The following is a 13,909-nucleotide window of genomic DNA, read 5'->3' on the forward strand; positions in this document are numbered from 1 at the left end:
CGCTGAGGTGATCGCCGCCGGGGCTTTTTACTGAGACACGCACAGAACAGCAAGAGTATTAAGATGACTGAAAGCGGCATTGTTCCACGGCAGCAGGATTGCGCGAGTTCTCCTGCCACTTCTGTTTGCGGGCGCGGACTGGTGACAGCGGCAGTGCTTGCCGTATCACTCAGCGGCTGTGCTTACATCAAACCCAAACCGCTGGTGGATACCCATACCACCGCGCTGCCGGTCGCACCGACTGCCCCGGCCGCGAACGGTGCTATTTTTCAGAGTGCGCAGCCTGCCTACTACGGCTACCAGCCGCTGTTTGAGGACAGACGTCCGCGTAACGTCGGCGATATCCTCACCATCAATCTGCAGGAAAACGTCAGCGCCAGCAAAAACTCTTCCGCCAATGCCAACCGTGCCGGGAAAACCGGTTTTCTCGCCGCTATTCTGCCCGGCTTTATGCAGGGCTGGCTCGGCGGCGGTAACACGGAACTGGACGTAAAAGGCAACAGCGAGTTTACCGGCAAAGGTGGTGCCAATGCCCAGAACACCTTTAAAGGCACGATTACGGTCACGGTCGATCAGTTGCTGGCAAACGGTAACCTGCATGTGGTGGGTGAAAAACGGATCGCCATCAACCAGGGCACGGAATCTATCCGCTTTTCCGGGGTGGTCAATCCGCGCACTATCGGCGCGGATAACAGTGTCAGCTCCACTCAGGTGGCGGACGCCCGTATTGAGTACGTTGGCGACGGCTATATCAATGAATCGCAGAATATGGGCTGGTTACAGGGTTTCTTCCTGAATGTGTCACCGTACTGAGCAGAGGTAAAGTGAGAATGAAAAAAGTACTGACCGGCCTGCTGATTGCGGTTTTAGGTGTGGCGAGTCTCCCCGCACACAGTGAGCGGATTAAGGATCTGACCACCGTACAGGGCGTGCGTGAGAATGCGCTGATTGGTTACGGGCTGATTGTCGGCCTCGACGGTACCGGTGACCAGACCATGCAGACGCCGTTTACCACGCAGAGTCTGAATAACATGCTGTCGCAGATGGGGATCACCGTCCCGCCGGGCACCAATATGCAGCTGAAAAACGTGGCGGCGGTGATGGTCACCGCCAAAATGCCGCCGTTTGCCCGTTCCGGTCAGGCAATTGACGTGGTGGTGTCCTCGATGGGTAACGCCAAAAGCCTGCGCGGCGGCACACTGCTGATGACCCCGCTGAAAGGCGTGGATGGTCAGGTGTATGCGCTGGCGCAGGGCAATATTCTGGTCGGCGGTGCCGGTGTCAGTGCCGGGGGCAGCAGTGTCAAAGTGAACCAGCTGGCCGGTGGCCGGATCAGCGGCGGGGCGACGATTGAGCGTGAACTGCCGGGCGCATTCGGTCAGAGCGGCGTGATTAATCTCCAGCTGAATGAAGACAGTTTTGCGCTGGCGCAGGATATCAGTGATGCGGTGAACCGCATGAACGGTTTTGGTACCGCAACGCCGCTGGATTCCCGCACCGTACAGTTACGGGTACCGCAGAGCAGCAGTGATCAGGTGCGTTTCCTGGCGCGGGTGCAGGATCTGAATATCCGTCCGCCGCAGAATGAAGCCAAAGTTATCCTGAACTCCCGCACCGGCTCTGTTGTGATTAACCGGACAGTGACGCTTGACAGTTGTGCGGTTGCCCACGGCAGCCTGGCGGTGACGGTCGATCGCCAGACGCAGGTCAGCCAGCCGGACACGCCGTTTGCCGGTGGTCAGACCGTTGTGACCCGCAATACCAATGTCGGCATCCGCGAGCAGGATGGCACCCTGAAAAAAGTGAATGCCGGGGCGAATCTTAACCAGGTGATTCAGGCGCTCAATACATTAGGGGCCACACCGACTGACCTGATGTCGATTTTACAGGCGATGGAAAGTGCCGGTTGTCTGCGGGCGAAGCTGGAGATCATCTGATGAGCGACATACAGTTGATGCAGAGCGCGGCCTACGATGTGCAGTCGCTGGGCAGCCTGAAACAGCAGCTGAATGAAAAACCGCAGGAGGGGCTGCGTCAGGTGACGCAGCAACTGGAGGCGACCTTTGTTCAGATGATGCTGAAAAGCATGCGCGCGGCATTGCCGCAGGACGGATTGTTCTCCAGCGACCAGACCCGGATGCTGACCAGCATGTATGACCAGCAGATAGCCCAGAACCTGTCAGAAAAGGGGCTGGGCTTCGGCGATATGATGTTTAAGCAGCTTTCTGCGGAGAATGAACCGGATCTGCCGCTGCGTTCGTCAATGATGGCGCTGGATGATGCCACGGTGATCCAATCGATGCCGCAGCAGGCCATGGCGCAGCTGATGCGGAAATTCAGTTCAGCAGGGGATGTGCTGAGTTCACCGCTGAAAAAAGTGCGCGAACTGGGGCTTAACAGTCAGAATTTCATTGCCAAACTGACAGAACCGGCGAAAGCCGCATCTCAGAAAAGCGGCGTACATCATCTGCTGATCCTGGCACAGGCAGCGCTGGAAAGTGGCTGGGGTAAGCGGGAGATCCTGACCGCTGACGGCAAAAACAGTCATAACCTGTTTGGTATCAAAGCCGGGAAAGGCTGGGAAGGGCCGGTCACCAATATCATGACCACCGAGGTTATCAACGGCAAGACGGTCAAAATGCGGGATAACTTCCGGGTTTACGGCTCTTATGAAGAAGCGATTGCTGATTACACCCGTTTGCTGACCGAAAATCCGCGTTATCACGGTGTGAAACAGGCGGCCAGCCCGGAGCAGGCGGCACAGCGTCTGCACAAGGCCGGATACGCCACCGACCCGGGATATTCCGGCAAACTGATTGTCCTCATTAATCAAATCCGCGGTACCCCGGCAGCCGCGCCGGTCGCCTCACGGGCGGTTCAGGCGTACACCCTCGATTTGAGTGACATTTTCTGATTATTTCCGGCGTAAAAAAATGCAGTTAACACTAAATTTTTGCGCCGTCTTTCCGATAACAAGGTAAGACATAATTTTAAACGGATGCTATCTGCGCTGCATTTTCAGTAAGTCGCCGGGAAAGCAGTCGCCAGAGAAAGGAAAAGCACATGCTGAATAATGTAATGAATAACGCATTAAGCGGAATTAACGCGGCCCAGGGCGGGCTGAGTGTTATTTCCAACAACCTGGCCAACGCCGGGGTGGGTTATTATCACCGTCAGAGCGCGGTATTCGGTGAAAACCCGGGCACCATGACAACCAACGGCTATTTCGGCAACGGCACCTATTTCAGCCATGTCCGCCGTGAGTTCGATGAGTTCGTCAACATGCAGTATAACAATGCACGTTCCCGCAGCGGCGACTACGAAGCATTCATGAAAAATGCCTCCGGGGTGGATGACCTGTTATCCAACAGCACCGATGATATTGCCGGCATGCTGGGCAGTTTCTTCACGTCACTGGACGAAGCTGCCAGTGATGCCAGTGACAAAACGCTGGTGGATGTGTTCCTCGGCAAAGCCAAAACCATGGTCAGCCAGCTGAAGGAAGCTGACCGCCGTCTGCGTGAGATGGACAGTGACGTTAACCATCAGATTGATAATAAAGTCAGAGATATCAATACCTATGCAGAAAAAATTGCCAAGCTGAATGAGCAGATCAGCAACTCCCGCGCGGTGAACGGTGCAGAGCCGAATGATTTGCTGGATGTGCGTGATCGTCTGGTGAATGAGCTTAATTCAGTTATCGGCATCAAAGTGATCGAGCAGAACGGCAATTTCAACGTCTCGTTCGCCAATGGTCTGCCTCTGGTGACCGGCGGACGCGCCAACCGCCTGGAAGCGGTGGCCTCCGGAGCGGATGACAGCCGTCTGAGCATCGGTTTTGTGGATTCTGCCGGTAATGTCCGTGAAATCAAAGATGACCAGATCCGCGGCGGTGAACTGAGCGGCGTTCTGCGTTCACGCCGTGAAATTATCGACCCGGCAAGACAAAAACTGAACCAGATGGCGCTGGTTTTCGCGGAGAAATTCAATGAGGTTCACCGCAAAGGTTATGATGCCAACGGTCAGACCAACAAAGATTTCTTTGCTGTCGGCAGCGGGAGTGTGGTCAGCAATACCCACAACAAAGGCAAAGCTGATTTTGATATCAAATACAATGATGTCTCCAAAGTCACCGGTAATAACTACGATGTCAGTTATGACGGCACAAACTGGAATGTGACCAAATTACCGGAAGGTACGGCCGTGAATGCGAATTTTGATGCCACCTCCGGAACATTAAGTTTTGATGGTATGGATATTAAAATCAGTAATAACACGGCACAGGCCGGTGACAAATTCCTGCTCAAGCCGGTGGATAATGTGATCGGCGGCCTGAACACGCTGGTGACAAATGCGGCGGATTTTGCGGCGGCAGACAGCACCGGTGGCGCCAGCAACAATGAAAACATCAAAGAGCTGGTAAAACTGCAGGATCAGAAACTGGTCGGCGGCACATCCACGCTGTCTGATTTCTATGCCTCCGTGGTGAATGAAGTGGGCAGCAAAGCCAGCCAGGCACAGATTGATTCTGAAGTGCAGAACAAACTGACCGTCAGCTTCTATGAGCAGCAGCAGGGCATCTCCGGTGTTAACACCAACGAAGAAAGTGTGCAGATGCAGAAAATGCAGCAGTTTTTTAATGCCAACGCCAAAGTGCTGTCAACCGTTGATGAATTATTCAACGTTCTGATGCGTGCATTCTGATTTTGAGTTAAGAAGGAAATTATCATGCGTTTCAGCACCAATTTAATGTTCAGTCAGCGTGTGTCGGATATGAACAATGCCACGGCCCGCTGGATGGAAGCGGGCAGTAAACTGGCTTCCGGTAAACGTGTCAGTAAACCGTCTGATGACCCGCAGGCGTCCGCGCAGGCGGTGCGTGTCACTCAGTCTGAGAACCGTAATCAGCAGTATGCTTCCACACGCGGGTATGCCAAAACCGGGATGACACTGCAGATGAGTATTCTGACGCAGATGAACAGCGTTTCCACACAGATGGATACCACGATTATTCAGGCCTCCAACCAGGGCTCACTCAGCGATAACGACCGTGCCTCACTGGCAGAACAGTTGCAGGGTCTGAAAGATCAGCTGGTGTCGCTGGGCAATACGACTGATGGTAATGGCCGTTATATTTTCGGCGGTTATGAATCAGACACCCCGCCGTTTGAAGTGGATGCAACGACCGGTGATGTGCTTTACAAAGGCGGCGATAAATCCATTACCCAGAACGTGGGCAGTGATCGTGAAATGACCAGCTACTTCGCCGGTTCGGAGGTATTCGCCACCACGACAAACGCGAAAGGTGAAAAAGTCGCTGATATGTTCACCGCGATCAACAAAGGCCTGGAAGCACTGAAAATTCCTCAGCAGAATGCCTCACAGGCTGATCTGGACAAAGCCAAAGCCGGGATGGATGAAGCAAACCGCGGTGTGAAAGCCGGGATGGATAAAATCTCCAATATTGAAGCGAAACAGGGCTTACAGTTACAGGAGATCGACAGCCTGGATTTCCTCTCCCAAACCCGTAAAATCCAGAATGAAAGCCGTCTGAGTGGCCTGGTCGACACTGACTGGACCAGCACGGTATCGGATTATCAAAAAGAAATGGCGCTGTTTCAGGCCTCACAGGATATCTTTAAGGATCTCAACAGCATGTCGCTGTTCAGTCGTTAAACTATCCGGATGCAGTACTGAATTCCTTTGGCCGTCATTGCGATGGCCTTTTTTGTGCCGGGCACCGGTCAGCGTACCGGGGCTATAACCCAGTGATCCGGAAAATTCCCTTCCGGTTTCAGTTCTTCAGCCAGAAAATCCATAAAAGCACGGATACGCGGTGAATGGCGGGCATCCGCCGGACAGGCCAGGTAATAGATGTGTGAGACATTGGCGTAATCTTCCAGCACCCGCACCAGTTTTCCGCTCTCCACCGCCTTACGGGCAATAAAATCGTGCATCATTGCCGGGCCGTTACCGTCAACCGCCATATAATAGGCTGCCATCACATCCTCAAAAAAAGCCATATCGCCGGTGGTTTCAACATGCACAACCTCATTATTGATCACCAGCGGCCACGGCAGCGGGCGGGTATGCTCCGGCAGATGCATCTGGAGGCAGTTATGATGCACCAGATCATCCGGGGTGTTCAGCGGCGGCGCATGTTTCAGATAGTCCGGTGAGGCCAGGATCCAGAACCGGGCATAATCCGTTTTGGTGGCAATCCAGTCCGGCAGCCGGTCAATCCAGCTGGTGACCACCACATCACACTCAGTGGTTTCCTGGCTCAGAATACGGAAGCGCAGATGGAAATTGACCTCAATCTGTGGGTAACGATGGCGGAATTTCGGCACCAGCGGAAACACCTTGCGGTACGCATAGTCATTCGGCAGGCTGACGCGGATTTTCCCGGCCGGGATGGTACGCATATCCAGCAGCGTTTCTTCGGCGGTGTACATGGCCTGTAATGCGGTTTTGCAGTAACCGAGATACTGTTCACCGGCTTCTGTCAGGCGGATATGCCGTGTGGAACGCAGAAACAGGGTACTGCCGAGCTTCTGCTCCAGCCGTAAAATGGTTTTACTGACCGCCGCCGGTGAAATATTCATGGCTTTGGCAGCGCCGGTAAAGCTTTTCAGTTCTGCGGCACAGCAAAACAGCTCCAGGGTTCCCAGCATCAGGTCATCAAAATGGCGTGGCATTATTAACCTCAGGTTGGTAATGAAGTGATATCAGAGTAGTTTATTTCACGCAGCGAAGAAATATAATAATTTACATCAATTACAGGTATTAAATCATAATTACAGGCTATTTATGAAACCACAACAGCGAACTGCCATCATCACTGATGCAGAAAGTTGTCTGGGGAAAGCATTAGTCAGAACACTGCTTGATGAAAATTATAACGTGATTGGTATATTCAGCAGTGATGAAAACAAGCAACATTTTTTACAGGAACTGGATAATAAAGCCGCATTTCTGCCCGTGACCGGTGAAAGCCATTGTGCTGATTTCGCCGGGCAACTGATACAACAGGGGATTATTCATTTCGGAAATATCGATATTATTATCCATAATTCCGGTGCTTTTCTCAGCAAAAATTATGAAAAAACGACGCCGGATGATTTCATGCATTTAATAAACAGTAATATTTATAGTTTATTTAATCTGAGTCAATTGGCGATTAAAAACATGTTGAAAAATCACGGTGGTAAAATTATCGTGGTAACCTCCTGTATTGCCCTGCAGCCGTCACAGAAAATACCGGCCGCACTGAGTGTTCTGGCAAAGGAAGGTGTGCACGGGCTGGTCAGAGCACTGGCGCTGGAGTACGCGAAGAAAAATATCCGTGTTAATGCCGTGGCACCGGGATATATTGAATCCCCGCTGAATACAGCACTTAATCAGGATTTTATTAATTTAGTCTCTCCGGCGGATAAAGTCGGAACCATTAATGATATTATAGAAAGTATTCGTTTTCTGCTGAAGTCTGATTATATTAACGGCACTGTTATGCCGGTTGACGGAGGCTATTCAGCAGGAAACTGGTAACCGTGTTATTTCTCAAGTCGTTTTCCGGATTATACACAGCAATATTCATTTGTACGCCATTACCGGATCCGGTAATCACTTTCTCGGTGATTACCGGTTTTTTATTTCCGGTATATAAGAATATTTATACTGTTATGACACCGGAAATGTGTGAAAACCGGTTACGGCGAGGCAAACAGATTAAAGATCAGTGAGAGCTGCTCAAACGCCTGATGAATCACGCGCTCGGTAAAGCCCGGCAGAACGGAAATGATCAGACCCAGCATACTGATACCGACAGTCAGCGTCAGCGGGAATCCCACCACAAAAACAGACAGCTGCGGCGTCATCCGGTTCAGAATACCTAACGCCAGGTTAAGAATCAGAAACAGGGTGATAAACGGCAGCGCCAGCATTAATCCGTTGAGAAAGATATGGTTAGCCGACTGTACCAGCATACGGAATCCTTCACGGTTAAGCGGGGTGACCTGCACCGGGATAAGATCAAACGAACTTATCACAATGTGGATAAGCCACAGGTGCCCGTCAAACGCGAGAAACAGCAGCAGAGTAATCAGGTTCAGAATACGAGCCAGAATCGGCATGTTCGGCCCGCCGCTCGGGTCAAAGAAGGTGGCGAAGGATAAACCCATCTGAAGACCGATCACTTCCCCCGCATGGCGGACGGCGGCAAATGCCATCTGCATGGTCAGCCCCATCGCCACACCAATCACCACCTGCTGTAAAATCACCCACAGACCGGGAGCGGAAAACAGCGGGATATTCACCACCGGCAGCTGCGGGGATACAATCAGAACCGTGAAAAAGGCCAGCATCACCCGCACCTTGCTGATCGACTGCTTTTCATTGAAAAACGGCGCGGTACCCAGCAGTGCCAGCACCCGGATAAACGGGTAAAATCCCTGGCTCAGCCACAGTGTCAGTGTTTCACTGGTGATACTTAACATAAATCAGCCGATAATAAATGGCAGATTGGTTAACAGTGCGCGCATATAATCCGTGAGCAGATTCAGCATCCACGGACCGGCAATCACAATCACACTGATAACAGACAGAATTTTCGGAATGAATGACAGGGTCATTTCATTCACCTGGGTCGCCGCCTGTAACAGACTGATCAGCAGACCGGCTGCCAGCGCCGCCAGCAGCAGCGGGGCGGCCAGCATCAGGGCGATTTTCATGGCTTCGGTGCCCAGCGCCATTACGGATTCCGGTGTCATACTCTCTCCTGACTCATATTATCTTCCGACTAAAAAAAGCTTTGTGATAACGAACCGAGCAGCAACTGCCAGCCATCCACCAGCACAAAAAGCATCAGCTTAAAGGGCAGGGAAACCGTGGCAGGCGGTACCATCATCATCCCGAGTGCCATCAGTACACTGGCCACCACGAGGTCAATAATCAGGAACGGAATAAACAGCGTGAAACCAATCTGGAAGGCGGTTTTCAGTTCGCTGGTGATAAAAGCCGGGATCAGAATGCGCATCGGCACATCTTTGGCCTCCTGAATTTCACCCACTTTGGCGATATGGGCAAACAGTGCCAGGTCGTTTTCGCGTGTCTGGCCGAGCATAAAGGTGCGCAGCGGCGCGGTACCGCGATCCAGTGCCGTTTCCAGACTGATCTTGTCTTCACTGAACGGACGGTAAGCATCGTCGTAGACTTTATCGAACACCGGTGACATCACAAAAAACGTCAGAAACAGCGCCAGCCCGAGCAGTACCTGGTTTGGTGGTGCCGACGGTGTGCCGAGGGCGTTGCGTAATAGGCCCAGCACAATAATGATGCGGGTAAAACTGGTGGTCATCAGCAGCAGAGCAGGGATAAAGCCCAGCAATGTCAGAAACAGCAGGGTCTGAACCGGCAGAGACCAGCTCTGGCCGCCGTCCGGCAGCACATGGCTGACAACCCCCGGCAGTGAAGCCTGTGCCTGCGGAACCAGCAGAAACAGAGCGAGTGCGGGAAGGGTGCGTTTGAGCAATGACATCATGAGAAATCTCAGCGTGGTTCGTCAGCCGGTACCGCATCGTTATTGGCGGTACGTTTGGTTTTCAGCAGTGCCTGAAAGGCGGAAGGGGCATCGGTCACCGCTGCCGGGTCAGCCGGACAGCGGTGCAGAAGATTCACCGACTGCGCGGTCACTCCCAGTACCAGCCATTCGCCCTGAATTTCCGCCACCACCAGCCGTTCTTTGTTTCCCAGAGAACAGGTGCTTCTGATACGCAGCAGCGGGTTTTTACCGGCCAGTTTTGCGGTAAAGCCGAATTTGCGGACAAGCCAGGTCAGCCCCAGGATCAGCAGAATAATGCCGCTGAGGGCGCCGGACACCTGAAGCAGACTGTCTGTGCTGTTAATCGCCTGAGAACCGGCCGCGGGCGGCGGCAGGGTCACGGAAGAAAAAACGGCATGGTCTGCCGTTTTTTCTGCGGCCGGTAAAACGGGGGTACCGGATGCGGTCGGTGTCATATCAGCGGCTCAGGCGGCGCATACGTTCAGACGGGGTGATAATATCGGTGATGCGGATCCCGTAATTATCGGAGACCACCACCACTTCACCCTGGGCAATCAGATAGCCGTTGATCAGAATATCCAGCGGTTCACCGGCCAGTCCGTCCAGTGCCACCACGGAGCCCTGGGATAAACTCAGCAGCTTCTTGATGGTCATTTTTGTCCGGCCCAGTTCGACAGAGAGACGGACAGGGATATCCATAATCAGATTGATATCAGACAGCTGATTCAGCGGATTCTGGCTGTCGAGATTATCAAACGCCTGACTGGTCCCGGTTTCTGCTTTTTTTTGTTGTTCCATTGCCTCTGCCCACAGAGACTCGCCATCGTGTTCCGGGTTCATATCAGGAGTGTTGTTCGCCTCACTCATTGGTTTTTTCCTCGTCCAGAGTGTTTAATACAGGATTAATCAAATGTTCCACACGCAATGCATACTGGCCGTCGCGGGTGCCGTACTGACTGGTCAGTACCGGTACGCCGTCCACACTGACGATCAGGCGATCCGGCTTCTCCACCGGAATTACATCCCCTTTCTGCAGTTGCAGTAATTTTGAAATCCGCAGCGGGACTTCAGCGAAATTCGCCACCAGCTCCAGTTCGGAGTGTTTCACCTGGGTTACCAGGCTGGACACCCAGGCTTCATTTTCCTGGTGGCCGTGCTCTATCGGCGGGTTAATCAGCCGTTCACGGACAGGTTCAATCATGGCGATCGGAATACAGATACTCAGCTCACCCACGGTATTGCCGATCTCCACCAGGAAGGAGGTGGTGACCACGATATCGTTGGGGGAGGTGGTGATATTGGTGAATTTCACCTGCATTTCGGAACGTACATATTCCACGTCGACTTCGGCAATCGGCTTCCAGGCATCGCGGTAGGCGTTCAGTGCCAGTTTCAGCATGCGGTGGATAATGCGCTGTTCGGTGTTGGTAAATTCTTTGCCTTCGGAACGGACCGGAAAACGGCCGTCCCCGCCGAACAGGTTATCGACAGCGATATAAACCAGTGCCGGTTCAAAGGTGAACAGTGCGGTTCCGCGCAGCGGCGGCATATGCACAAGGTTCAGGTTGGTCGGTACCGGCAGATTACGGGCAAACTCATGATAAGGTTCAATTTTGATACCACCGACCGTAATATCAGGACTGCGGCGCAGCATGTTGAACAGCCCCATGCGGAACTGGCGGGCAAAACGCTCGTTAATAATTTCCAGGGACTGCATACGCTCGCGGATAACGCGGCGCTGGGTATTCGGATCATAAGGACGGACGTTGTCCTTACGTTTATTGAGTGCTGTGTCGGCAGGCTGCGGCTCTGACGGCGAGTCACCATTGAGCAGCGCGTCTATCTCTGCCTGAGATAAAATATTATCGCTCATCAGTTTTACCGGAGAATAAAGGTGGTGAATAACACATCCGAAATTTCCTGATCCGGCTGTCCCTGTACCACGGTCGGCGCTAAGGTGGTTTTCACTGCCTTCATCAGCTGAAGTTTGCCGTCATGGGTACTGAGCGTCTGCGGGGACTGCTGAGAGAGCAAAAGTAACAGGCGGCTGCGGACTTCCGGCAGATATTCATGGAGTTGTTTGCGGGAACGCTCGTTGGCCAGACGCAGTGTCATATCAATATACAGCACACGATCACGGCCGTTGTTCATACCGGGAAGATTCACGGTAAACGGTTCAATGCCCATAAAGATAGGCTCAGGCATATTGGCCCGTTTTTCGTCTGCGGTACCGGCAGTGGTGGTGTCCTGCTGAGAAGACCACCAGCTGTACCCCCCGAAACCTGCTCCTGCGAGGGCAATCAGGGCAAAGATAACCAGTAACCCGGTATTGGAACCTTTTGAGGCATTGCGTGAAGACGACATGTTAACTGAATTCCTATTTCTTGATAGCGAACCCCGGCAGGGGGTTCATACTCTGTAAGCCCGTCCATTATGGCGTGCTTCTGAAGGACTAAAGGGAGGAAAAACGAAGCAAAAAGGCGGTAACTCGGGGCTTTAGTCGCCTGTACCGCCGTTATGCACAGGGATCAGGCGAAGGTATCGATCCCGCCGCGGGCGCGGGCGTCATGAAGTGCCGCCGGGCGGACAAGGTTATCGGTGCTGATATTCACGCCGCTGATACTGCCGGCGGAAACAATACTGTCAGCACTGCCGCCGCTGTGACGATCATCACCGGAGCCTTGCTGATTACCGTGATACTCCTGCCCGACAGAGCTTTGCGCCAGGTGAATTCCGCTCTCCTGAAGGGCGTTGCGCAGCACCGGCATCATGGACTCCATCGCCGCGCGGACATGGCTGTGCGGGGAGACAAAGTGCATCACCGCCTGATTATCCTCAATTTTAAGATGGATATTCAGCGAGCCCAGCTCTTCCGGATGCAGACGCAGCTGTGCCTGCTGTAATCCCTGGCGGGAGAAATAGATCATATTCCGGCTGACCTGCTGCTGCCACAGTTCGCTGCCGAGCTGCGCGGTCAGCTGCATGGCAGGCTGAGCCACCGGCGCATTGGTCTGCGCGGCGGTGCCTTGTGCCGCTGCCGGCATCAGCGCCGGGCTCTGCACGGCAGTATGGCTGCCCGGCGCGGTTATCGTCTGAAAGGCGCTGCTTTCTGTTTTGATGCTGAATGCGCTTTTGCTGTTATCCGCGCTGCCGGTATCGGCGGCGGAAGTCAGTGATAACGGCACGGAAGTGTCAGCGGGTTTCTTATTCAGCGGTAAAAAATCATCCGGCAGGGCTTTCTGATCCGGTTTTTGGGTATCGGTCAGTGAAAAACGCGGCTGATCCACACGCGGTTTGGACTTGTCATCAACAAACAGGGTGCGGGCATCGTTATTTTCATCCGTAAGCAGAGGCTTATCACCGGTCGTCGTCAGCGTGTCCTGCGGCAGTTCTGTGGTTTTGGCGCTGTTTTTTCCGTTGTCATCAATATGCAGTTTTGTGTCTGCGGCCGCTTTATCCGATGCGTTGCTTTCCTTCCCGGTCAGGCGTTCTTTCAGTGCCGCGAGCAGGGTATTGTCAGCGTCACCGTCTGTCTGCGGTAATGCAGGTGCATCATCCCCGGTGGTCAGCAATTTTGCATCCAGCGCCGGTGAGGCTGTATCCCCGGCAAGGCGGCGGGAGAAATTCAGCTGTGCCATGGTGTCGGCACCGGTCTGTTTTTCCTGTGCGGAGACCGTTTTACCCTCTGCGGCCTGTTTATGCGCGGCAGTGTCATTGCGGGTTTGTTTCACCGCATGTACCGCCTGTGCCGGTTTTTCCGGGCGCGGCTGCTGTGCATCCATCACCGCCTGAAACGGCAGGACGGTTGCCTGTGCATCTTCCGCACGCGGGGATCCCTGTTTATTCAGTGTATTGTCAGCTGAACTGACTGCTTTGCTACCGGCGTTGACATCCATTAACGGGTTCTCCATAAAGTCGTGCGCTGGGCAAATTCATCCATCTGCTTTTGCTCCAGCCGGTTTTGTCGTTGATTTTTTGCATGATCCGCACGGCGGATCAGGGTATCGAAGGCATTGACGCGCTGCTGTTTTTCCTGCCAGTGACGGTTGGCATCACTGACACGCTGCTCCCACAGGTTCAGCTGACCCTGCTGCTGTTCAATGGTCAGTTCGAGGGTGACCAGAAACTGCTGATAGTTCTGCCACTTATCGGCGGCCATTCCGCTATACAGTGTCTGATTCAGCTTCTGCCGGTAATCGGCCTGATAATTTTCCAGCATGGTCAGCTGCTGACTCATCTGTGTGTGGGTCTGACGCACCTGCGCCAGCACTTTAGCCGCCTCTTCGGCGGCTTCTTCAGCTAAATTTAACAATGTGGTGAGTGCATGCGTATTTGACATTGACGACCTCG

16 protein-coding genes are annotated in these 13,909 nt (G+C 53.3%); 6 read left to right on the top strand and 10 right to left on the bottom strand.

Annotated elements, in window-relative coordinates; genetic code table 11:
- Positions 1-63: 63 nt before the first annotated feature.
- From U868_RS0104170 to flgL, 5 genes are all read left to right on the top strand, one after another.
- Entirely contained in the window at positions 64-813 is a 750-nt protein-coding gene (locus tag U868_RS0104170; protein WP_025152187.1) for a flagellar basal body L-ring protein FlgH, read from the top strand.
- 17 nt (positions 814-830) lie between these two features.
- Positions 831-1,937 carry a flagellar basal body P-ring protein FlgI gene (locus tag U868_RS0104175; RefSeq protein WP_025152188.1) on the top strand — a complete coding sequence of 369 codons (1,107 nt, stop codon included), beginning with the start codon at positions 831-833 and terminating at the stop codon, positions 1,935-1,937.
- The gene (gene flgJ, locus U868_RS0104180; protein WP_025152189.1) at positions 1,937-2,914 is read left to right on the top strand and encodes a flagellar assembly peptidoglycan hydrolase FlgJ; all 978 of its coding nucleotides are present in this window, start codon (positions 1,937-1,939) and stop codon (positions 2,912-2,914) included. The genes U868_RS0104175 and flgJ overlap by 1 nt, the downstream gene beginning before the upstream one ends.
- 149 nt (positions 2,915-3,063) lie before the next feature.
- On the top strand, positions 3,064-4,704 hold the full coding sequence (gene flgK, locus U868_RS0104185; RefSeq protein ID WP_025152190.1) for a flagellar hook-associated protein FlgK: 1,641 nt from the start codon (positions 3,064-3,066) through the stop codon (positions 4,702-4,704).
- Positions 4,705-4,728: 24 nt separating this feature from the next.
- On the top strand, positions 4,729-5,676 hold the full coding sequence (gene flgL / locus U868_RS0104190) for a flagellar hook-associated protein FlgL (RefSeq protein WP_025152191.1): 948 nt from the start codon (positions 4,729-4,731) through the stop codon (positions 5,674-5,676).
- Positions 5,677-5,744: 68 nt separating this feature from the next.
- Here the strand turns inward: flgL and U868_RS0104195 are convergent, their stop codons facing one another.
- Positions 5,745-6,698 carry a LysR family transcriptional regulator gene (locus tag U868_RS0104195; protein WP_025152192.1) on the bottom strand — a complete coding sequence of 318 codons (954 nt, stop codon included), beginning with the start codon at positions 6,696-6,698 and terminating at the stop codon, positions 5,745-5,747.
- Between the two features lie 112 nt (positions 6,699-6,810).
- Here U868_RS0104195 and U868_RS0104200 point away from each other — a divergent pair, with 112 nt between their 5' ends.
- Positions 6,811-7,548, top strand: a complete 738-nt coding sequence (locus U868_RS0104200) for an SDR family NAD(P)-dependent oxidoreductase (protein ID WP_025152193.1) — start codon at positions 6,811-6,813, stop codon at positions 7,546-7,548.
- A 161-nt stretch (positions 7,549-7,709) separates the two neighbouring features.
- Here the strand turns inward: U868_RS0104200 and fliR are convergent, their stop codons facing one another.
- From fliR to fliJ, 9 genes are all read right to left on the bottom strand, one after another.
- On the bottom strand, positions 7,710-8,495 hold the full coding sequence (gene fliR / locus U868_RS0104210) for a flagellar biosynthetic protein FliR (RefSeq protein ID WP_004236824.1): 786 nt from the start codon (positions 8,493-8,495) through the stop codon (positions 7,710-7,712).
- A gap of 3 nt (positions 8,496-8,498) precedes the next feature.
- A complete protein-coding gene (gene fliQ / locus U868_RS0104215; protein WP_025152194.1) occupies positions 8,499-8,768 on the bottom strand; it encodes a flagellar biosynthesis protein FliQ in 270 nt (89 codons plus the stop codon).
- 29 nt (positions 8,769-8,797) lie between these two features.
- Positions 8,798-9,538 (bottom strand): flagellar type III secretion system pore protein FliP, encoded by a 741-nt coding sequence (gene fliP, locus U868_RS0104220; protein WP_029990644.1) that lies wholly within the window; start codon positions 9,536-9,538, stop codon positions 8,798-8,800.
- 8 nt (positions 9,539-9,546) lie between these two features.
- Positions 9,547-10,014: a flagellar biosynthetic protein FliO gene (gene fliO, locus U868_RS0104225; protein WP_025152196.1), complete on the bottom strand. Its 468-nt coding sequence runs from the start codon at positions 10,012-10,014 to the stop codon at positions 9,547-9,549.
- 1 nt (position 10,015) lies between these two features.
- Positions 10,016-10,426, bottom strand: a complete 411-nt coding sequence (gene fliN / locus U868_RS0104230) for a flagellar motor switch protein FliN (RefSeq protein ID WP_025152197.1) — start codon at positions 10,424-10,426, stop codon at positions 10,016-10,018.
- Positions 10,419-11,432 carry a flagellar motor switch protein FliM gene (fliM, locus tag U868_RS0104235; RefSeq protein ID WP_025152198.1) on the bottom strand — a complete coding sequence of 338 codons (1,014 nt, stop codon included), beginning with the start codon at positions 11,430-11,432 and terminating at the stop codon, positions 10,419-10,421. The genes fliN and fliM overlap by 8 nt, the downstream gene beginning before the upstream one ends.
- A gap of 5 nt (positions 11,433-11,437) precedes the next feature.
- Positions 11,438-11,923: a flagellar basal body-associated protein FliL gene (fliL, locus tag U868_RS0104240; RefSeq protein ID WP_025152199.1), complete on the bottom strand. Its 486-nt coding sequence runs from the start codon at positions 11,921-11,923 to the stop codon at positions 11,438-11,440.
- Between the two features lie 164 nt (positions 11,924-12,087).
- Positions 12,088-13,470: a flagellar hook-length control protein FliK gene (locus U868_RS0104245; RefSeq protein WP_240182655.1), complete on the bottom strand. Its 1,383-nt coding sequence runs from the start codon at positions 13,468-13,470 to the stop codon at positions 12,088-12,090.
- Positions 13,455-13,898 (bottom strand): flagellar export protein FliJ, encoded by a 444-nt coding sequence (gene fliJ, locus U868_RS0104250; RefSeq protein WP_025152201.1) that lies wholly within the window; start codon positions 13,896-13,898, stop codon positions 13,455-13,457. The genes U868_RS0104245 and fliJ overlap by 16 nt, the downstream gene beginning before the upstream one ends.
- Positions 13,899-13,909: the final 11 nt, after the last annotated feature.

The sequence above is a fragment of the Morganella morganii H1r genome, assembly GCF_000633515.1.
GTDB lineage: Bacteria > Pseudomonadota > Gammaproteobacteria > Enterobacterales > Enterobacteriaceae > Morganella > Morganella morganii_B.